Raw genomic sequence first — 20,430 nt, forward strand, 5'->3', positions numbered from 1 at the left:
GAGGAGGGGGGGGGGCTTTTTTTCTTCCGTCCCCCACCTCCCTTTCCTCCCCTCCCCCCCCCCCCCCCCCCCCCCCCCCCCCCCCCCCCCCGACCAGGTCGACCTCGAAACCCGGCTCCCAGCACAGGGTCCAGGTCTCGCGGAAGGTGCCTTTGCTCCGGATCGAGGACAGCTCCGGCTCGCCCCACGGAATGCCGAGGATCCGCAGCCGGTGCAGCAGGCGGGACCGGTCCAGGCCTCCAGGGGTGCGCAGGTCCAGATCCAGTTCGCGCGCCTGGGGTTCGCGTTTAAGCCGGAGCCGCCGGGCGGTGGCGATCAGGTCGGCGGCCAGCGGCGCCTGCGGGACGCGGTCCGGGACCTCGCCCAGCCGTTCGCCGACCACCAGCCGCCGGGTGACCAGGTCGGCCTGGACGTCGTCGCCTCCGCACAGGACCGCGCGGGTGGCGGCGTCGACCTCGGCCAGCCCGGCGGACGATCGCCCGCGCAGCGCGGCCAGCGTGTCGGCCAGCCGCACCGCCTCGATCACGTGCGCGGTGGAGACCGGCAGGTCTTCCTCGCGCAGCACTCCGGCGACGGCGGTCAGCCACCGGGTGGTGACGTCGCCGGAGGTGCTGAACAGGTGGTGGTACCAGCCGGGGGAGCGGACGCCCGCGCCGTAGCCGGTGACCGACGCGAGCCTGCCGTGCGTCCACGGCACCCAGGTGCACACGACCTTCCGCTTCGGAAGTCCTTTGAGGACAGTCTGATCCTGGGAAGCGGGCGGCAGCGGATCGGCCAGCGCGGGCACGTGCCAGGCCCCGCACACCACGGCGATCCGCTCGTAGCCTTCCTTCCGCGTCTTGCGCAGCACGTTCCGCATGTACGCCTCGCGCCGCCGCTCGTGCGGATCGTCCGGCCGGTCCCCCTCGCGCAGCGCGGTCATCGCGTCGGCGATCACCTCGAACGGCGATTCCTCGCCCCGGCGGGATTCGACGAAGTCGTCCCACCAGCGTTCCGGATCGTCGTATCCGCCCGCGGCGGCGAGTTCCGCGAGCGGATCGGTGCGCGGCGCGGTCCGTTCCTCGCCGAGCGCGAACTGGTGCGCCGCGGGCAGATCGCAGAACTTCACCGGCACGCCGGCCGCGGCGGCGTACCGCAGGGCCTGCCATTCCGGGCTGAACACCGCGAACGGCCAGAACGCCGCGCGCGACACGTCGTCGGACGCGTACGCCAGCAGTGCCACCGGCGGCCGCATGTCGTCGTCCGCGGCGAGATCGACGAGCTGGTCCGCCTCCGGCGGTCCCTCGATCAGCACCACGTCCGGTTCCAGCTCGGCGAGCCGGGCGGCGACCGCCCGCGCCGAACCGGGACCGTGGTGCCGGATCCCGAGGAGATGAGTGGTCATCCGGCGATCTCCTGGCCTGCCCGGTAGAAGTCAGCCCAGCCTTCCCGCTCGCGCACCACGGTCTCCAGGTACTCGCTCCAGATCGCGCTGTCGGCCACCGGATCCTTCACGACCGCACCGTGGATCCCGGCCGCGACGTCCTGCGCGCGCAGCACGCCGTCGCCGAAGTGCGCGGCCAGCGCGAGACCGCCGGTGAGCACGCTGATCGCTTCCGCCGTGGACAGCGTGCCCGACGGGGTTTTCACCGCGGTGCGGCCGTCTTCGGTGCGGCCGGCCCGCAATTCGCGGAAAACCGTGACCACCCGGCGGATTTCGGCGAGATCGGCGGCTTCGGCGGGCAGCGACAGCGCGGCGCCCAGCTGATCGACCCTTCGCCGGACGATGTCCACCTCGGCCTCGGCGGTGTCCGGCAGCGGCAGCACGACGGTGTTGAACCGCCGCCGCAGCGCGCTCGACAGCTCGTTGACGCCCTTGTCCCGGTTGTTCGCGGTGGCCACCAGGGTGAACCCGGGCCGGGCTTGCACCTCGGTGCCCAGTTCGGGAATCGGCAGCGTCTTCTCGGACAGGACGGTGATCAGCGAGTCCTGCACTTCCGCCGGGATGCGGGTGAGTTCTTCCAGCCGGGCGACCTTGCCGTCGCGCATCGCGCGCAGGATCGGGCTTTCGACCAGCGCCTGGTCGCTCGGTCCTTCGGCGATCAGCCGCGCGTAGTTCCAGCCGTAGCGGATCTGTTCCTCGGCGGTGCCCGCGGTGCCCTGGACGAGCAGCGTGGAGTCTCCGCTGATCGCCGCCGCGAGGTGTTCGGACACCCACGTTTTCGCCGTGCCCGGCACGCCGAGCAGCAGCAGCGCGCGGTCGGTGGCCAGAGTGGCGACCGCGACCTCGATCAGCCGCCGCGGTCCGACGTACTTCGGGGTGATCTCGGTGCCGTCGTCGAGTTTCCCGCCGAGCAGGTAGGTGACCACCGCCCACGGGGAAAGCCGCCACGACGGCGGTTTCGCCCGGTCGTCGGCCGCGGCGAGGGCGGCCAGTTCGCCGGCGTATTCCTGTTCGGCGTGCGGCCGGAGGACGGGGGACGTCATGCGAGCTCCTTGTGCATTTCACGGCGGAAGGACAGGGTTTCGGCGACTGCGCGCCGCCACGGCGCGGCTTCGCCGGGAAGCGGGATCTCGGCCAGCGGGTGGCCGAGACAGGGGACGGGCACGGCTTTCGCGATCAGCGCGGCCGCGTGCGCGACGAGCCGGTGGTCGCGCTGGCCCGCGACCCAGTCGAGCAGCACCGTGCCGAGTTCGGCGGGCCAGGGCTGCGGCAGGTCGAGGATCAGCCGCGTGAGGGCTTCGACCGGCAGCCCGCGAGTCAGCTTCGCGACCGTGGCGGCCTGCTGTCCGGGCGACAGCACGCCGATGAGCGCGGCGGTGCTGCGTCCGCCCGGCTCGGCCTCCACGAGAGCTTGCGCCCATTGCTCGTCGCGCTGCCGGAGCGCGGCGGTGGCCCAGCTTTCGCGCACCACGTTCAGCGGCGGCCCCTCGACGAGCATCCCGGCCAGTTCGCCCGGAGTGCCGTACTCGGCCCAGAACCGCAGGGGAGTGGCGGCGATGATCGCGCGCAGCCGGGCGGTGCCCTGCCCGGGCCCGGGCGGGACGCGGATGCCGTCCCGGACCAGGCTGTCGTCCGGTTCCGGCGGGGTGAATTCGAGGACGTCGGCCCGCAGCGCCCGGCTGCGCACGGTGACGCAGGCGCGCAGCCGTTCGATCATCCGCTCGCCGAAAGCCGAATCGGGGTACCGGCCGATCAGCCGCAGTGCGATCTCGCGCACGCCCGCCGCCCGGTCGCCGAGCGCGGCCTCGACGAACGGCTCGTCCTCGTCGGCGAGATGCTCGCCGAGCAGGGCCAGGAACGTCGCCCGGACGTCGGCCGGTTCGGCGCCCCAGGCCGCGGCGAGCGTCTCCCGCGCACGGGCGGGATCGGCGACCAGCACGCGTTCCAGCCAGGCCTGCCGCCGGGCCGCGGTGCCGAACTGCCAGGCGTCGTCGCTGGTGTCGTCCGCGGCGGCGACCAGGAACGCCCAATCCGGATTCCGTTCGCCGAGCCACGCCCCGGCCGGTCCGGCGACCGTGGCGAGCGGAGCCCGCAGCGACACCCGGGTCCGCGCCGCGTCGGCGAGTGCGGGCAGCCGTTCGGCCGGGACGCGGAATCCCTTGTCCGCCACCGTGGTGAGCCATTCCTCCACCAGCTCGGGCCGGTTGGCGGAGAGCAGGTGGGCGAGCCGCGCCCGCGCCACGGCCGAGACGTGCGGCCGGTTGTCCTCCGGCGCGGCCGGTTCGGGCTCGACGCCGGTGAGTGGCCGCTGCCCGGCGCGGCGATACCCGGTGTACGCCGCCGCGGCGACGAGCGCTTGGTCGGCGGGTTCGGTGCGTCGTCCGGCGATTTCCCTTACGCCGGGCGGTAGTCCGGCGAGGTCGAGAGGCCTGCGGCGGGTGCCGAGAAGGACGGTGCCGACTAGGTCGTTCCAGGCAGTCACAATCGCACCGTCCTTTCGGGACGCGGCCGCGCCATTGAGGGAACAAACTGTCGCGCAGCCACAGCAGAGTCGTCTCCAGCGATCACAGCCGCACCATCCCGTCGCGATGCCAGCAGCTCAACGGCCGCAACCCCGCCGTGCTCCATTCGGCGGCCACCGTGACCGGTCGCTCGGCCGCGAGCGCCAGCAGCGGCCAAGGATCCACCGTCGGAGCCAGCGGCAGTGCCGCACCGTCCACATCAGACAGTGCCCAGCCCTCCCCGTGCCGGGCCGGACGGAGCTCGCTCACCAGCATCGGCCACCGGTCCAGCCACGGATCAGCCGCCAGCGCGGCGGCATGCTCGGCGAGCGCCGCGGCGAAAGTGCCGCCGACCGGCGCGGCTTCCGGGGCCGCGGGTTCCTCGCGATGGTCGAACACCGCCCGCAGCGGCGCCGCGCCCGGGTGGAACACCAGCTCGCCCGCGACCTCGGACCCCGGCGGCAGCGAGCTGTCCAGCGGACGTCCGGGCGGCGCGAACGACAGCACCAGCGCGGGCCGGCCGCTGCGTTTGCCCCGCAGCCAGGTGCGCCTGCTGCGCAGCGAATCCTGTTCCTCGTCGATCGCGCCGGTGACCAGCCATTGGTCCGGCACCCGCTCGCCCGACTCCAGCACCTGCGCGGTGCTCACCGAGAACCCGAGCCGGGTCCGGACGGTGTCGGCGAGCCCGGACGGCAGCGACTCCAGCCTGCTCGCCGCGTCCGCGAGCACGTACACCAGCGACAACTCGGCCAGCAGCCGATCCGGCCAGTCCCGGCCGCGCCCGACCAGCGCGGCCGCCCGGCGCAGGCCGTTCGCCAGCCCGGGCGCTTGCGCGTCGATCATGCGCGAGGCGACCGTCAGCAGCTCGTCGGCACCACCGCGTTCGAACGCCGCGAACCCGGCGGACACCCGGTCAGCGAGCCATCCGCGCAGCTCGGCGGCCCCGGCGGTGACGCGCGCGAGCCGTTCCTGAGCCCGCTTCGCCGCGGCCTCGAGATCCTTCGGCGCGTCCGTTTTCTTCTCGGCCCGTTCCGCCCGCGCGGCCCGTTCCTCCAGCCACTCGTGCACCCATCCGGGCTCCTCCGCACGGGGGATCTGCTCCTCGGACCAGAGCAGCAGCAACCCCAGTGCGTGCTTGCACGGGAACTTCCGGCTCGGACAGGTGCACCGGAACGCGGGCCCGGCCGTTTCCACCGCCGTCTGGTACGGCCGCTTCCCGCTGCCTTGGCACGCGCCCCAGACCGCGCGGCCCGACGCGCCCGCGCCCGACCATTTCCCCGGCGCCGCCTGCCCGCGCCCGGCTTTCGCCGACGCGGCGTCCGGCGCGAGTTCGAGCACCCGCTCCGGGCTCCACCGCGCCGCTGCTTCGTCCCCCACGTTTTCCTTGCCGCTCTTCCGGTTCTTCTCCCCTGGGAGGGGCTGACCCGAAGAGCATCCCACCCGCCACCGACAATTTCCGCGACGGCGGCGGAACCAGGCGAAACGCGCCGGCGGCGACCGGGGTTCAGGACGGTTCGACGGCCCCGCGCCACCGCACCGTCGGCCGCAGCCGCTCGTCGTTCACCCGGTGCTTGTTCGCGCCCACGATGTCGAACATCGACTCGATCAGCGTGTCCGACAGCAGGTGCGGCTCGAGCCCCAGCCCGACCAGCCCGGTGTGCTTGACGTTGTAGTAGTGCTCGGGCTGCTCCACCCGCGGGTTCTCGAGGTTCTCGATCTGCACCGGCCCGGGGAAGCGGTCGGCGACGAGCTCGGCGATCTCCCGCACCGACATGCTCTCGGTCATCTGGTTGAACACCCGGAACTCGCCGCGCCCGGCCGGGTTCTCCACGGCCAGCCGGATGCACTCGACGGTGTCGCGGATGTCGATCAGGCCGCGCGTCTGCCCGCCCTTGCCGTACACCGTGAGCGGCTGCCCCAGCACGGCCTGGATGACGAACCGGTTGAGCACCGTGCCGAACACCGCGTCGTAGTCGAACCGAGTGGCCAGCCGCGGGTCGAGCGCGGTCTGCGGCGTCTGCTGGCCGTACACGACGCCCTGGTTGAGGTCGGTCGCGCGCAGGTCCCAGACCCGGCAGGCGAACTCGATGTTGTGCGAGTCGTGCACCTTCGACAGGTGGTAGAACGAGCCCGGCTTCTTCGGGTACAGCATCCGGTCGCGGCGGCCGTTGTGCTCGACCTCGAGCCAGCCTTCCTCGATGTCGATGTTCGGGGTGCCGTACTCGCCCATCGTGCCCAGTTTGACCAGGTGGATGTCCGGATCGAGCTCGGCGATCGCGTACAGCAGGTTGAGGTTGCCGACCACGTTGTTGTGCTGCGTGTAGACCGCGTGCTCGCGGTCGATCATCGAATACGGCGCGGACCGCTGCTCGGCGAAATGCACGATCGCGGACGGCCGGAACTCGCGCACCGCGCCGAACAGGAACTCCGCGTCGAGGAGATCGCCCTCGTAGCGCTCGATCCGCTTGCCGGACACCTCGTGCCACGCGTCGGTCCGGGTGCCGAGGTCTTCGATCGGGACGAGGCTCTCGGCTCCGAGTTCGACGTCGTACCGCCGCCGCGCGAAGTTGTCCAGAACAGCCACTTCGTGGCCTCTGTCCGACAGGTGGAGCGCAGTGGGCCAGCCCAGGTAACCGTCACCGCCGAGAACCAGCACTCGCATGCGGAGCACCCTTTCCTTTCGTCTTCGCGACCCGCGCGGCCCTTCGTCGTACCCGACGCCGGATGTCGCGGTGGCAGATCCGAACCTAACCGCCGGCCGCTGATTCCCGGCTGGCAGCCAGCTGTGAATCCGCTGTGGGCCGGGGGGTCGCGCGGCGGTCCCGGCGGCCCGAGGGGAAACTAGGGGCATGACGACGGTAACCAACCCGGCGAACCCGCGCACGGCGGAGGAATCGCCCGCCCAGCGCCGCCGCGGCCTGGCCCGGTTCGTCCGCGCGGCCGCCAGTTCGGTGGCCGCGACGCTGCTCAGCCAGGCCGCGCTGATCGCGGTGCTCGCCGCCGGAGGGGCCCCTTGGCTGGCCAGTTCGTGCGCGTTCGCGGCCGGGGCGGTGCTGAACTTCTTCCTCACCCGCCGCTGGGTGTGGGGCCGCCGCGGCCGCCCGGAAGTGGGCCGCGAGCTGCTGCCCTACGTCCTCGTCATCTCGCTCGGCGGCCTCGCCTCGGTCGGCCTGACCACTCTCGCCGGACATCTGCTCGAACCGTTGCGGCTGCCGCATTTCTGGTGGGTCTTGCTGCTCGACGCGGCGTACGTGCTCAGCTACGCGCTGGTGTTCGTCGCGAAGTTCACGATGCTCGACCGGTTCGTTTTCGGCCGCGGCGCAGCACGTACCCCCGCCACCACGTCCCTGTCATGACCCGCGCGTAGTTCGCGCCGTACACGACGCTGCCGCCCTTCTTGCTCTTGCCCGCCTTGCGCAGCCGCATGCTCATGGGCCGTTCGAGCACGCGCGCGCCTTGCGCGGTCGCGCCCAGCAGCAGTTCCGAGGATTGATATTGCGGCTCGTTCAGCGGGATCGAGCACGCGAGTTCCGCGCGCAGCGAACGGAATCCGAACGAGGTGTCGGTGATCCGCCGCCAGGTGAGCACCGACGCGAGCCACGCGAACACGCGCACGCCGATCCAGCGCATCCGGCTGTCGGCCTCTTCGTGCCCCAATCGCCGGGAGCCGGTCACGAAATCCGCGGTGCCGTCCAGCAACGGTGCGAGAAGTTCGGCCATTTCGCTGTTGTCGTACTGACCGTCGCCGTCGGTCGTCACGATGTACTTCGCGCCGTTTTCGGCAGCGAGGTGGTATCCGAGACGCAGCGCCGCGCCCTGGCCACGGTTAGTCGGCGCGACGCACACGTACGCGCCATGCTCTTCCGCGATGGCCGCAGTGTCGTCGGTACCGCCGTCTACGACCACGAGGACGTCTACTGGCAGCCCGAGACATTCGTCCGGCATCTTCTCCAGCACCTGGCCGATGCCGCCAGCTTCGTTGTACGCGGCGATCACCACGGTCAGCTCGGACAGTTTCACGCCGGGATGCCGGTCGTGGAAGTCCGCGATCGCGCCTTCGTCGACAGCGTCCGGGTAACTGCCGAGGCGACGACGGCTGGCGACAGTGAGCGTGGTGAATCCGAGCGCCCCGGCGACCGGCAGCAGCACGAGCGCGGGAAGCTGGTAGCGCCAGGAGAACTCGAACACCGCGGACGACAACAGCAGGAACAACCCCGTGCTGGCAGCGAACAACGCACCGCTGCGAGCCGGGTGGCGGGGCTTCTTGCGCCGCAGCACAGTGAGCAAGCCGAGCAGCGCGAAGAACCCGAGCACCGCGCCGGGCACGAATCCGCCGTTGATCTGGTAGTCGCGCAGGAACACCGCGATCGGCTCGTTGACCCGGGGATCGGTGCCGTCGTACTGCTGCGTGACCGCCTTGACCACCGCGGGTTCGGCGAACTCCGGATAGGTCAGCTGGAACTGCCACCGGTCGATCGGCACGTCGGTGGGCGCGGTGTAGCGGGTGAACTGGAAGCTCTTGCCGAAGTCGCCGAGGATCGCCGTCGCGACGTCCCACCACTGCGCTTTCAGCGTGGTGACGGCGAATTCGTGCGCCAGCGCGCCTTTGTCCGCGCCGGGCGGGAGCGGGCCGGGCCACGCCGGGTCGAGGTCGGCGTGCGTGTAGTTGTCGACCAGCCGGTTCTCGACTGGTTCGGTGGGGCAGAACTGCCGCACGACCGGGTCGAGCTGGAGTTTCGCGCAGTCCGCGACCGCGGCGGTGCGGCCGTAGAGCATGCTGCCCGACGGCCCGCTCAGCCCCCATTTCCCGGTCTCCGCCTTGACTTTCGCCGCGTACGGGACCACTACGACGAGGATCGCGAGCAGGCCGACCCCCGCGTCGCGCCAGCCGCGCCACGAACGCCACGCGCTGCCCGCGGCGAGGACGTACAGCAGGAACGGCGCGGCGACCGTGATGCCGATCAGCCGCACCAGCACGCCGGCCCCGACCACGAGCCCGGCCAGCGCGATCCGCCGCCAGTTCGGTTTCCCCTTGGCCAGCACCAGCCACAGCAGCCCGAACAGCAGCGCCTCGAACAGCACCTCGGCCATGATGTTCTGCTCGATCTGCACCTGGTAGGCGTCGAGCAGCAGTGGCGCGGCGGCGAGCGCGCCCACCCACTCGCGCGCGCCGAGCCGCCGGGCCAGCGCGTAGATCCCGACCGCGATCGCCAGCCCGCCCAGATGCTGCACGGCGGCGACGAACGACAACCCGCCGATCGCCAGCAGCGGCCGCAAAAACAGGTCGTAGCCGACCGGATTGATCCCGTCGGCGCGCAGGCCGCGCAGATTGTCCAGGTACCGGTAGGAATCGATGTACAGCAGCGCGGGCCGGTAGGCGATCCAGGACAGCACCCGCAGCGTGGTTCCCGCGGCGAGAAGCGCCAGCAGGAACGCGTGGCGGCGGAGGAATCCGGTCACGGCGCCTCGGCCCGGTCCAGTCCGGAGAAGTACTTCCAGGCCGTGGCGAGGCCGTCGGCGAGGCTGATTTCCGGGCGGTAGCCGATGGTTTCCGCACTTGCCGAGACTTCCACGACCACCGCAGGCATCTCGCCGGCCGGGGCGGGCACGTGCTCGACCGGCAACTCGGCCCCGGTCACCGCGCGCACGGTCTCGACCATTTCCAGCACTGACACCGAATGTCCGGCACCGACGATCGCGCGCCCGGTGTAGCCGCTTTCGTACGCGAGCACGATCGCGCGGACGACGTCGTCGACATGCACGAGGTCGCGACGCTGCTCGCCGGTGCCGTACACGCGCACGCCTTCATTATTCAACGCTGCGCGCATCATGCGCGGGACGAAGCTGTCTTTGTGCGACATTCCTGGCCCGTACACGTTGGTGAAGCGCAACGCGCACGTCGTGATGCCGTACGCGCCCGCGTAGCCGGACAGCAGCATCTCGCAGGCCGCTTTCGTGGCACCGTAGGGCGTAAGCGGCTTCGTGGGCAGGTCGACGGTGATGGTGTTAGTGCCGACATCGCCGATCACTGCGTTCGTAGACGCGAGGATGAAGCGAGGTACCTCGCGTACGCGGCACAGTTCGAGAAGTTCTTGTGTCACCGCGACGTTCTCCGCGTACGTGTCGCGCGGCAGTTCTACTGACTTCAGCACAGACGTCAGTGCGGCGAGGTGCACGATGCCGCCGACGCCCGCTTCGACAGCTGCTTCGCGCGTTTCGGCGTCGCGCAGATCGCCTTCGACGACCCGCACTCCCTCGTCCGTCGTCTCGTAGCGCACGCGGTCCACGACAGTGACCGGATAACCGCGCTCACGGAACTCGCGCACGACAGCGCGGCCGATGAAGCCGCTGCCGCCGGTGACGACGACGGGTGTCCTTTCGGGACTGAGGGGGAGTGTCATGGCGCACAACCTACCTCCGCAGCCTGTGCGTCACTTGTGCGTCCCTCGCTCCGTCAGGCACGGACGGCACGGGACCGCGTGCGGGCACCCCCAGCGACCGCACGCGGATCCCGGTGTTTAGTTTTCTAAACGATGCGCGCGCTGAGTGTAGCCGGAACGGGACGGCTGGTGTCAAGTTTTCGGGACGGTTATGCTGGGCGCTGTTACGGAGACGGAACGGTGGTGGGGCGGAATGGCCGAGCAGCAGCAGGAGCGCAGCTTCGCGGAACGGCTGGCGCACCTGATCGCGACCGTGCACCCGCCGGACCGCAAGCCCTACTCCTACCGCGAGATCGCCCAGGGCGTCGCCGACACGACCGGCGTCAGCATGTCGGCCACGCACGTGCAGCAGCTGGCCGTGGGCGCGCGGCGCGACCCGAAGCGCTCGCACATCCAGGCGCTCGCGCGGTTCTTCGGCGTGCCGGTCACCTACTTCTTCGACGACGAGGTCGCCGGGCGGGTCGACGAGCAGGTCGCCGACGTCGTCGCCTGGCGCGACACCCAGGCCCGCGACCTGGCGCAGCGCGCGATGCGGCTGTCCGAGCGCGACCGGCAGACCGTTTCCGCCCTGATGGACCAGCTCGGCAGCTATGCCGAGGGGCGCGAGCGCACCCGGCGCGGACGCAAGCCGGAGTGAGCCGGGCGGCTATGCTGGCGACGGCCGGAACACCGGGGACGCCCTGGTGCACCAGGCTGGTCCAGCCGCCGATCGCCTCGGGAGGGGACATCGACCCGACCGTGCGAGTGCGCGCCCGCGACCGGGTGCGCGACCTGCTGCGGCACGTGCCCGCCCCGCGGCCGTGGTCGATGAACGCGTGGATCGACCGGCTGGAACAGCACCGCGGCCGCGACATCGACCTGGTCGCGGTCGACTACGCGCCCGGCCAGCCCTCCGGCGCGTGGCAGCGGCACGACGACTTCGACCTCATCGCGTACGCGGCGGGCACGTCGTCGCTGCACCAGGACCACATCATCGCCCACGAGATCGCCCACCTGCTGTGCGAGCACCGCGGCGAATGCGTGCTCACCGACGCCGAAGCGGCCACGCTCGCGCCGGATCTCAGCGCGCACCTGCTGTCGCATCTGCTCACCCGGGTCACCACGAATTCCGACGAGTACGAAGCGGAGCTCATTGCCGTGTTCCTGATGAGCGCCGCCACCGCGGACGAGGCTCCGCTGCGGCCAGGCGCGTCCGGCCCGGCAGCGGATCGCGCGCGGCGCTTCGCGTCGCTGCTGGGGTAGCGCGCGGATGATCGACGTTCTTTTCTTCGGGGTCGGCATGCTCGCCCTCGCGGTCGGGATCTGGCGCGCGGTGCGCGCGCGACGTACGGGGGCGGGCGCGGGCCTCGCGACCAGCCTGATCGCTCTCGGCGTCGCGTTGTGCTTGCTCGCCGACAGTGCGCAGGCGATCGAAAGCCAGCTGTACCCGAGCCTTGGGCGGCTGCTCTCGAATCTCGCGACGATGGTGGCCGCGTACGGGATCGAAGTGACTGTCGCGGAGATCGGTGGGGTGGCAGAGCGTCGACGGCGCGCGCGGCTCGGTGCGTTGATTGTCGCGCTTGTCGTGCTCACTGCGTCGTTCTTCGCGACGCGCGGGCTGCCAACCGGCGTCGGGCTCTTCGACGAGCTGTATCGGTCGAATCCGACATTGGTCGTGTACATCGTCGTCTACACGCTGTACCTCGGCTTGGCGGTCGCGGACATCGCAGTGGTGTCGGCCGGGGCAGTGCGCGCGGGCACCGGTGCGCTGCGGGCCGGGCTGGGCATCATGCTCGTGGCCTGTGTGTTCGCTTTCGCTTATCTGGTCGGCAAGATCGTCGATTTGCTCAACGATCTGACCGCTGAGCATCCGGTGACGAAACTGTGCCGCGGTGCGTTTTCGACCGTTCGGTGCACGCTTGCGGTCGGCTTTCCGGCGATTTCGGTGTTGTTGATCGTGATCGGGCTGACGTTGCCCGCCTTGCCCGCTTTGGGACGGTCGGTGCGCGATGCGCGGACGCGAGCGGTGTTGCGGCCGCTGCGGGAGCACCTGGTTTCGCGGTATCCGGATGTCGTCCGTCTCGACGGCTCGTCGGGGACCGGCCGGGAACGGCTGTTGACGATGATGAGCGAGATCAACGACGGTTTGCTGCTGGCCGGCGTCGGCCCGGAGCTGTCGCCGGGCGCGGCCACGCGAGCGGTGCGGAGCGCGGAGCCGGTGCCGGACGAAGCTGTGTCAGCTGGGCGTACCGAGGGAACCGCGTTCGAGGCCGACGTGACCCGGTTGCGGGCTATCGCGCAGGCGTTCCGAGCGGAGCCGACAGCCGGAGCTGCCAACCCTGCTCAGTGAGCACGACGAGGTGCAGGGTTTCCGCCCGCGCGGTGATCGGCAGGGCGGCTCGCGCTCGTTCGGCGACCTCGGCGCGCTGCTCGTCGGTGCCGCCGAGAGCGATCGTCAGATGCGCTGGCGGGTGCGCCCCGAAGCGGCCGCCGTACGGGGGCACGTCGGGCCAGTGATCGCACATGGCGTCGGCGAGTGGTTGCAGCGCGGGGGCGGCCGCTGCGACGAACCCGGGCGCGGCGACCAGGTCGGTCAGCGGGACTTCCGTCGCGGGGAAACTCGCGGCGAGCTGACTGATGTCGGCGTCGACGGTTTCGGTGAGCCGGTCGGCGGGCAGGAACGGGTACAGCGCGGTGACGTGCGGCGGAAGTCCGGGCCGGACGAGCCCGGGGTCGACGGCCGCCGCCGTTTCGAGCAGGACGGCGGCGGAGGGGAGCGTGACGACGAGCGCGCTGGTTCCGGGCGTGGGCACGGCCCCGATCTTGCCGGACCGCCCCGCCGGGCCCGCCGCCAGGGACCGCCGGATCCGGGCAGGAAAGGCAAACCTTTCTTTTCTGCTTCTTCCGGGGAATTCCGCTTAACCGAACCCTAAGTCTTCCCCAAGTTCGCCGACGGCGATTCTTCGCGGTCCTACACTCGGTGAATGAAGATCGTCCTATGGACCGCATTGTGCGGATTGTGCGCCGTCACCGGCCACGTGCTCCTGGGCGTCGTGGCGGGTTTCCTTCTGCTGGCTTGCGTTCCGCGCCGCCCCGCTCCGGGCCGGCCGGCGCCGGAACGGGAATTGATCAGCTCCCGCGGCTGACTTCCCGGGAAACAATCCCGGAAATTGCCTCCCCGGCGGCCGGACGCCCTCCTCCCGGACGCCGGCTTCCCGGAATTGTCGGCGCCGTGCGGTACAACGGTGGCCGGCGAACAGGGAGGGAACGATGCATTACGTGGAACACGGTTCGGGCACGCCGGTGCTGGCCGTGCACGGTTGGACGCCGGACCACCGCCTGATGACCGGCTGTCTGGAGCCGATTTTCGCGCGGCGGCCCGGATTCCGGCGGATCTACCCGGATCTGCCCGGGATGGGCGAATCGCCCGCCGGGTCAGCGCGCGGGTCGGACGACCTTCTCGCGGAACTGGAAGACCTGGTGGACGATCTGATCGGAACCGAGCCGTTTTTGCTGGTCGGCGAGTCGTACGGCGGTTACCTGGCGCGGGGCCTGACCCGCGCGCGGCCCGGGCAGGTCGCCGGGCTGGCGCTGGTGTGCCCGGTCGGCCGCCCGGTGCCAGCGCTGGAGCGGGACGTGCCGGACCACGAGGTGCTGCGCGCCGATCCGGAGCTGATGGCGGGTCTCGATCCGGCGGAGGCGGCGGAATACGGGGAGATCGCGGTGGTCCAGTCCGCGGAGACGCTCGCGCGATTCCGCACGGACGTCGCACCGGGCCTGGCGGCCGCCGACCGGCCCGCGCTGCAGCGGATGCTGGCGGGCTGGAAACTGTCGGCCGATCCGGAAAGCGGCCCGGAGTACCGGAAACCGGCGCTGATCGTCTGCGGGAGGCAGGACGCGTCCACGGGATACGCGGAGCTGTACGGATTGCTGGGGCACTACCCGAGGGCGAGCTACGCCGTGCTCGACCGGGCGGGGCACAACCTGCAGTTCGAGCAGCCGGTGCTGTTCGAGGCGCTGATGGAGGAATGGCTGGACCGGGTCGTGGAGGCGGGTCAGGCGGGGTGAGGTCTTGGCGGGCGCCGCGGTGCTTTCGTGCTTGGGATGGTGGTGTGCGGCGGTCGGGTTGGGAGGCTCCTTCGCGGTTGGCGGGTGCGGTGGGGTGATGCCTGATGCTCGTTGGTTGGTGAGGCGGCGGGAGTTCCTGCTCTTTGGTCGGTGGGCGGGCGTTCATGCGTTTCGCTCGACGCGCGGGAGTTCGTGCGTTTTTTGCTCGGCGCGCGGGAGTTCATGCTCCGTGTTCGGTCGCGCGCGGCAGACAAGGGCGGGCAGCCCTTCGCGGTTGCTTGGACGGTGCGGTGCGGTCAAGCGCCGGTGTTCCTTGGCCGATGCGGTGGCGGCAGGCCGTGCGCGGTGGCCTGCGGGCAGTTTCGCTGTTTGTTGGCGGGTGCGGTGGGGTGATGCGGTGGGTTGATGCCCGATGCTCATTGGTTCATGAGGCGGCGGGAGTTCGTGCTGTACGCCTGGTCGCGGCAGCCAGGGACGGGCGGCGCTTTGCGGTTCGTGGAGCGATGCAGTGCCGGGGCAGTGCCCGGTGTTCCTTGTTGGGTGCGCTGCCAGGAGGCCGTGCGCGGTCGCCTCCGGGCAGTTTCGCTGTTCGGGCGGGTGGGCTGATGCCTGGTACTCCTGGGTTGGTGAGGCGGCGGGAGCCCGTGCTTGGTGCTCGGTTGCGCGTGGCAGCCAGGGGCGGGCAGCACTTCGCGGTTTGTGGGGCGATGCGGTGCCGGGCGAGCGTCCAGTGTCGTTGTTCGATGCGGCGGCGGGAGGTTGCGAGTGGCGGCCCGTGGACAGTGGTTCGCTGGGTGGTGCAGTGCTGGGCAAGTGCCCGGTGTTCCTCATTCGGTGCGGTATCGGGAGGTCGCCCGCGGGCAGTGGTTCCGTGCGCGGCGCCGGGCTAGTGCGCCGTGTTCCTCGGCCAGTGGAATGGCGGGAGCCGGTGCGCACCAGCCTGGGGTCGCCGGTGCCAGCTGGTGGTTTTCCGGGCGAGCAAGCGATCCCGCCCCCGCGAGCCGGAGGGCGCGAACCGAAGGGCCGATCCCGGACGAGGCCGAGTCGCCGAGTGTTCACCGCGGCGTCGTTGAAGGAGACAGCCCCCGGGGTTAGCGTCGGCGCGACTTCTTCGCTGCGGAGGTAGACCATGTCCACTGGGGAACTCAACCGGCGCACCCTGTTCCGGGCCGGAGGCGTCGTCGCGGCGGGGGCGGCGATGACCATGCTCCCGGGCGTCGCGTTCGCGGCGCCCGCGCCCGGCGCCGGGCAGCAGACGAAGACCGTCACCGGCACTTTCCGCCCGGACGTGCCCGACTGGTACTACCTCCCGGTCGACGTGCCGCGCGGCGTGAAGCAGATCGACGTCGTCTACTCCTACGACAAGCCTCCGGTGCCCGCCGGCACGCGCGGAAACGCCTGCGACATCGGGATGTTCGGCCCGGAAGGACACGAACTGGGCACCCGCCGCGGTTTCCGGGGCTGGTCCGGCGGCTTCCGCGACCGGTTCTCGATCAGCGCCGCCGAGGCGACGCCCGGCTATCTCGCCGGGCCGATCACGCCCGGCCGTTGGCACGTGATCCTCGGCCCGTACACGGTCGCGCCGCAGGGCCTGAACTACCGCGTCGACATCACGCTGACCTTCGGCCAGGACACCTCCGAGCCGTTCCAGCCGAACCCCGCCCCGGAGACCGCACCCGCGCGCGACCGCGGCCGGTCCTGGTACCGCGGCGACTCCCACCTGCACACCGTTCACTCCGACGGCAAGCGCACGCCCGAACAACTTGTCGCGGACGCGCGGGCGGCCGGGCTGGACTTCATTGTCTCCACCGACCACAACACGTCGAGTTCGCAGCTGGTGTGGGGCAACTACGCCACCGACGACCTGCTGATCCTGAACGGCGAGGAGGTCACCACGCGGTCCGGGCACTGGCCCGCGATCGGCCTCCCGGCCGGCACGTGGATCGACTGGCGCTACCGCGCTTCCGACCCGCGCGACTTCCGCCGGTTCACCGACCAGGTGCACCGCGCGGGCGGCCTGGTCACCGCCGCGCATCCGTTCGCGAACTGCTTCGGCTGCACTTACGAATTCGCCTACGAGATCGCCGACCTCGTCGAGGTCTGGAACGGCCCGTGGACCGCGGACGACGAAGCGAGCGTCACGCACTGGGACGGCCTTCTGCGCGGCGGCAGGTGGATCCCGGCGATCGGCGATTCCGACGCGCACAACCCGGACCACACCGTGGCGCTCCCGCACACGGTCGTGCAGGCCGACCGGCTCGGCCGGGCGGAACTGCTCGCCGGGCTCAAAGCGGGCCGGTCGTGGCTCGCCGAATCGAAGGACGTGCAGCTCGACTTCTCCGTTTCCGGCGCGGGCCGCACCGCGGGCATCGGCGGACGGCTCGCCGCGGGAACCGGCACCCCGGTCGAGGTGCGCGCGGTCGTCCGCGGAGTGCCGGGCACGACCGTGACGTTCCTCGACCAGCTCGGCCCGGAGCACAGCGAAACCGTCCCGGAGTCCGGCAGCGCGACCGTCACGTGGACGACGTACCCGCGCTACAGCCGCTGGGTCCGCGTCGAGGTGCGGCGTCCTTCGGGCGGCCCGAAGACGACGACGCCGAACGCCATGGTCGCTATGTCGAATCCCATCTTCCTGGGCGCCGCCGACGCGGGCTGACCCGACCCGAGCGTCTCCCGGCCCGGACGCCCGGGCAGACTGTGCACTTGGAGTGGGCAGTGGGGAAGGGCGGGCACGGGGTGCGCGGGTGTGGCGTGCGAGCGGCGATTCTTGCGGTCGTCGTGGCCCTCGCGGCGGTGGTCGTCGTGGTGGTCATGTTCTCGAACAGTGACGAGGTGAAAACCCCCGGCTGCACTGTCGCGCTGCCGAAGGGCCCGAACGACGCCTCCGCGCCGCAGTACACGCTGCAGCCGGAACCCATGAACAACGCCGCGATCATCGCCGCCGTCGGCATCAAGCAGGGCCTGCCGTCGCACGCGGTGACGGTCGCCCTCGCGACTGCCCTGCAGGAGTCGAAGCTCCGCAACCTCAGCGGCGGCGACCGGGATTCGATCGGCCTGTTCCAGCAGCGCCCGAGCCAGGGCTGGGGCACTCCCGAGCAACTGCAGGACCCGGTCTACTCGGCGACGGAGTTCTACAAGAAACTCGCGAAACTCGACAACTGGCAGACGATTCCGGTCACCGAAGCGGCTCAGGCGGTGCAGCGCTCGGGCGCCCCCGACGCGTACGCCCAGTGGGAAGACGAAGCCACCGCGCTGACCGGCGCGCTGACCGGCCAGTACCCCGCGGCCCTGACCTGCCGGAACCTGACGCTGAACCCGCCGGCGAACCTGGTGACCGTTGCGAACGCCGAACTGGGCACCGCGCGCTTGAGCGGCGCGCATCCGGCCGCGGAGGGCTGGCGGATCGCGAGCTGGCTGGTGGCCCGGGCGGCGAAGCTCGGGGTGGACCGGGTGAGTTTCGCCGGTCAGACCTGGACGGCCGAGTCGGGCGCGTGGGCCGCGGACGAGAAGGCCGGGCAGAATCTCTCGCTGCATCAGGCACCGGCCGCGCCGCCCAGCTCGAACTGAACGGCACCCGCTGACGCGACTGGCGCGAGGTTGTCGCCGCGGTCGTTCGCGGGCTTCGTCAACCGCCTGCAGTCGCAGTGGCGAGGACTCTGCGTCTCAGCTCGAAAGCGGACAGCACCTGGACGCCTTCGTCGTGGAGGGATCGCAGGGCGGGATCGTCGCCAGGGTCGAGCGCCGCAGCCTTATCCCACAGCGCGCGCGCTCCGCGGCATGCCACTGCGGACGCTCCTGCACGACAACGTTCGTGAAGCCCGCGTTAGTAAGACCGGCTTCGGTGTCGACTGCCTGGATCCGTGCCGAGACACGCCCGTCTGTACGGTCGACGGCCTCCCAGGTCGTCAGCGCGACGCGGCCGCCTGGACGGAGAACCCGGCGCATCTCCCGGAAGGACTCGGCGATCGCCTGGAACTCATCGCAGCCTCCCCAGCCGGTTACCGCCGCTGGAAAGCCCAGGCGGAAGCTTCGGGTCAGCTGATCGCCGAGCGGTAGAGCTGCGCGATGTCGTCGTCGAAGTAGGCGCTGTAGGAGACGTCCGCGGTGGCGCCGCCGGTCTGGTAGCCGCCGATAGTGCCGATGACGGTGCCGGTTCCGGTGTTCGGGTCCTGGTTGATGACCCAGGGCCCGCCGCTGGTGCCGTCGGGGAAGCCGGGGCAGGCGACGCGTTGCTGATAGGTGTCGGACTGGGTCGTGGTGCCCGTGCAGACGACGGGTTGTTCGGTGCCGTCGGGATATCCGGTGAGAGTGATCGTGTGCGAGAAGCCTTGGTTCGTGCCGAGCTGGTTGGCGCCGGTGAGGCTTTCGAGGCTCGCGGAACCGGGTTGGGAGACCTTGAGGAACGCGAAGTCGAGGTCCTGATCGGACGAGGACTTCCACCCGTCGGCGACCACCGCGGCAGTGACCTGCCAGGTGCCGTACGGGGCGACGCCGTCGTGGTAGCCGGGTTTGAAGGTGATGCCGGAGACGTCGCCGCTGACGCAGTGCGCGGCGGTGAGGAGCAGGTCGCCGGTGGGGCTGTGCACGACACTGGCCGAGCAGAAGTGGTTGCCGCCGGAGAACAACGCGCCGACCGCCGGGCTCGCCGTACTGGTCGCCGGGGCGCTGGCGGGCGAGGTGCCCGTCCCCGCGTCGCGGGAGTCAGCGCTGGTCGAGACGGCTGGCGTGCCCGAGCTCCCCGGCTGGCCGGGCGAGCTGGTGACGTCAGCGGCGTCGACGACGGCAGTGTCGACGACGGCGTTGGCGCCGCCGGTCGCCACGATCGCCGCCGCCGCGCAGACGATCAGCGCTGTCCGGGAAACGTTGACTCTCACGCTTCAAGATGACCATGCCGACGCCCGGCAGGCATCCCGGGCGAACGGATCCACAGCAACCTCACAGCGCTCGCACATCCGCTCACAGCAGCGGGATTCCGGTCGGCGGGCCCGCGATTTTCCACCCTCGCGGGGGTGGGGGCGGCTGGGCCGACGAGGCGAGGTGGCGGTGCACTCAGTGGCCGTAGCGGGTGGCGGGCGTGACGGGTCCGCCTGGGGGACTGGCCGGTCGCCTGCCTGCTGCGGGACACCGCCGAGCTCAGGTTGGCGACCACCGGCTTCGGTGGCGGGCGATGGTGTGGTTTGCCAGTGGGTGCTGGGTGGTTGGTCGTTCGCGCGTTGACGTCGTGTAGGTGAGCCGACGGCTGTGAGCACGGGCGGCTTCAAGATTCCGCCGAGCCCGAGTTGTCGATCACCGGTGTAGGGGTGGTCGGACGATGGCGTGGTTTGCCAATTGGTGCCGGGTGGTTGATCGTTCGTTGACGTCGCGTGGGTGAGTCGGCGGCTGTGAGTGCGGGCAGTCTTCACATGACGCCGAGCCCGGGTTGGCGACCCCTGGCGTCGGGGGCGGACGGTGGCGTGGTTTGCCAATCGGCGTCGGGTGGTTGATCGCTCGCACGGTGACGTCGCGTGGGTGAGTCGACGGTTGTGCGCGCGGGCAGCCTTCAAGACACCACCGCGCCCGGGTTGGCGATGACCGGTCTCGGCGAGGGGTGTGTTCGAGTGACGAGGTTGCCTCCCAGACGGCGTGGCGGTTGCGTGATCGTTCGGTTGTTGACGCCGCGTCGAGTCGGCGATTGCGAGCCAGGTGCGGGCAGCCTGCGCAGCGACACCGAGCCGACCTGGCGATCGCCTGTGTCGGTGTAGCGGGCGCTCGGGTGGCGAAGGTGCCTGCCAGCTACCCGCAGCCGGTGCCGGGTCGCTTGATCGGCGGGCCGTCTGCTCGGTAACTCCGAGCCGAGCTGGCGGCTGCCGGTGTCCTCGGGTCGGCGTGGTCGGCCGACGCGGCCTGCGCAAGAGCGGATGCTGGGCCGGTGGCGTCGAGTCGGTGGCGGGGGGGGGGGGGGGGGGGGGGGGGGGGGGGGGGGGGGGGGGGGGGGGGGGGGGGGGGGGGGGGGGGGGGGGGGGGGGGGGGGGGGGGGGGG

Annotated in this window: 17 protein-coding genes; 8 read left to right on the plus strand and 9 right to left on the minus strand. The window is 71.1% G+C overall.

Annotated features, from left to right (window positions below; all coding sequences use genetic code 11):
* The 5 genes from ACZ63D_RS40570 to ACZ63D_RS40590 all read right to left on the minus strand — a co-directional run.
* A partial coding sequence (locus tag ACZ63D_RS40570; protein ID WP_465359646.1) for a DUF5682 family protein occupies nucleotides 1-1,384 on the minus strand: 1,384 nt, incomplete at its 3' end.
* Nucleotides 1,381-2,466 (minus strand): ATP-binding protein, encoded by a 1,086-nt coding sequence (locus tag ACZ63D_RS40575; RefSeq protein ID WP_465359647.1) that lies wholly within the window; start codon nucleotides 2,464-2,466, stop codon nucleotides 1,381-1,383. The genes ACZ63D_RS40575 and ACZ63D_RS40570, both read right to left, overlap by 4 nt.
* Nucleotides 2,463-3,905, minus strand: a complete 1,443-nt coding sequence (locus tag ACZ63D_RS40580) for a DUF5691 domain-containing protein (protein ID WP_465359648.1) — start codon at nucleotides 3,903-3,905, stop codon at nucleotides 2,463-2,465. Before ACZ63D_RS40580 ends, ACZ63D_RS40575 begins: the two co-directional genes overlap by 4 nt.
* Nucleotides 3,906-3,987: 82 nt before the next feature.
* A complete protein-coding gene (locus ACZ63D_RS40585; RefSeq protein ID WP_465359649.1) occupies nucleotides 3,988-5,301 on the minus strand; it encodes an SWIM zinc finger family protein in 1,314 nt (437 codons plus the stop codon).
* Nucleotides 5,302-5,428: 127 nt separating this feature from the next.
* Entirely contained in the window at nucleotides 5,429-6,586 is a 1,158-nt protein-coding gene (locus tag ACZ63D_RS40590; RefSeq protein WP_465359650.1) for an NAD-dependent epimerase/dehydratase family protein, read from the minus strand.
* 187 nt (nucleotides 6,587-6,773) lie between these two features.
* Here ACZ63D_RS40590 and ACZ63D_RS40595 point away from each other — a divergent pair, with 187 nt between their 5' ends.
* Entirely contained in the window at nucleotides 6,774-7,280 is a 507-nt protein-coding gene (locus tag ACZ63D_RS40595; RefSeq protein WP_465359651.1) for a GtrA family protein, read from the plus strand.
* On the opposite strand, the gene ACZ63D_RS40600 is transcribed toward ACZ63D_RS40595, so the two are convergent.
* Both ACZ63D_RS40600 and ACZ63D_RS40605 read right to left on the minus strand, forming a co-directional pair.
* Nucleotides 7,210-9,384 (minus strand): glycosyltransferase, encoded by a 2,175-nt coding sequence (locus ACZ63D_RS40600; protein WP_465359652.1) that lies wholly within the window; start codon nucleotides 9,382-9,384, stop codon nucleotides 7,210-7,212. The two genes, ACZ63D_RS40595 and ACZ63D_RS40600, sit on opposite strands and share 71 nt — an antisense overlap.
* Nucleotides 9,381-10,325: an NAD-dependent epimerase/dehydratase family protein gene (locus ACZ63D_RS40605; RefSeq protein ID WP_465359653.1), complete on the minus strand. Its 945-nt coding sequence runs from the start codon at nucleotides 10,323-10,325 to the stop codon at nucleotides 9,381-9,383. Before ACZ63D_RS40605 ends, ACZ63D_RS40600 begins: the two co-directional genes overlap by 4 nt.
* A gap of 232 nt (nucleotides 10,326-10,557) precedes the next feature.
* Here ACZ63D_RS40605 and ACZ63D_RS40610 point away from each other — a divergent pair, with 232 nt between their 5' ends.
* The 3 genes from ACZ63D_RS40610 to ACZ63D_RS40620 are packed head-to-tail and all read left to right on the plus strand — an operon-like array spanning nucleotide 10,558 to nucleotide 12,693.
* Nucleotides 10,558-11,001, plus strand: a complete 444-nt coding sequence (locus tag ACZ63D_RS40610; protein WP_465359654.1) for an XRE family transcriptional regulator — start codon at nucleotides 10,558-10,560, stop codon at nucleotides 10,999-11,001.
* Nucleotides 10,998-11,606, plus strand: coding sequence for a hypothetical protein (locus tag ACZ63D_RS40615; protein ID WP_465359655.1), 609 nt, complete (start codon nucleotides 10,998-11,000; stop codon nucleotides 11,604-11,606). The genes ACZ63D_RS40610 and ACZ63D_RS40615 overlap by 4 nt, the downstream gene beginning before the upstream one ends.
* A gap of 7 nt (nucleotides 11,607-11,613) precedes the next feature.
* On the plus strand, nucleotides 11,614-12,693 hold the full coding sequence (locus ACZ63D_RS40620; RefSeq protein ID WP_465359656.1) for a hypothetical protein: 1,080 nt from the start codon (nucleotides 11,614-11,616) through the stop codon (nucleotides 12,691-12,693).
* On the opposite strand, the gene ACZ63D_RS40625 is transcribed toward ACZ63D_RS40620, so the two are convergent.
* Complete coding sequence (locus ACZ63D_RS40625; RefSeq protein ID WP_465359657.1) at nucleotides 12,635-13,156, minus strand: 2'-5' RNA ligase family protein; 522 nt, start codon at nucleotides 13,154-13,156, stop codon at nucleotides 12,635-12,637. The two genes, ACZ63D_RS40620 and ACZ63D_RS40625, sit on opposite strands and share 59 nt — an antisense overlap.
* Before the next feature lie 171 nt (nucleotides 13,157-13,327).
* Between ACZ63D_RS40625 and ACZ63D_RS40630 the strand changes: the two genes are divergently transcribed.
* From ACZ63D_RS40630 to ACZ63D_RS40645, 4 genes are all read left to right on the plus strand, one after another.
* Nucleotides 13,328-13,489, plus strand: a complete 162-nt coding sequence (locus tag ACZ63D_RS40630) for a hypothetical protein (RefSeq protein ID WP_167756662.1) — start codon at nucleotides 13,328-13,330, stop codon at nucleotides 13,487-13,489.
* 124 nt (nucleotides 13,490-13,613) lie between these two features.
* Nucleotides 13,614-14,411 carry an alpha/beta fold hydrolase gene (locus tag ACZ63D_RS40635; RefSeq protein WP_465359658.1) on the plus strand — a complete coding sequence of 266 codons (798 nt, stop codon included), beginning with the start codon at nucleotides 13,614-13,616 and terminating at the stop codon, nucleotides 14,409-14,411.
* A 1,129-nt stretch (nucleotides 14,412-15,540) separates the two neighbouring features.
* Entirely contained in the window at nucleotides 15,541-17,067 is a 1,527-nt protein-coding gene (locus ACZ63D_RS40640) for a CehA/McbA family metallohydrolase (protein WP_465359659.1), read from the plus strand.
* A 47-nt stretch (nucleotides 17,068-17,114) separates the two neighbouring features.
* Entirely contained in the window at nucleotides 17,115-17,978 is an 864-nt protein-coding gene (locus ACZ63D_RS40645; protein ID WP_465359660.1) for a hypothetical protein, read from the plus strand.
* A gap of 467 nt (nucleotides 17,979-18,445) precedes the next feature.
* On the opposite strand, the gene ACZ63D_RS40650 is transcribed toward ACZ63D_RS40645, so the two are convergent.
* On the minus strand, nucleotides 18,446-19,285 hold the full coding sequence (locus tag ACZ63D_RS40650) for a trypsin-like serine peptidase (protein ID WP_465359661.1): 840 nt from the start codon (nucleotides 19,283-19,285) through the stop codon (nucleotides 18,446-18,448).
* Nucleotides 19,286-20,430: the final 1,145 nt, after the last annotated feature.

The organism is Amycolatopsis sp. NPDC104775 (genome assembly GCF_055583325.1).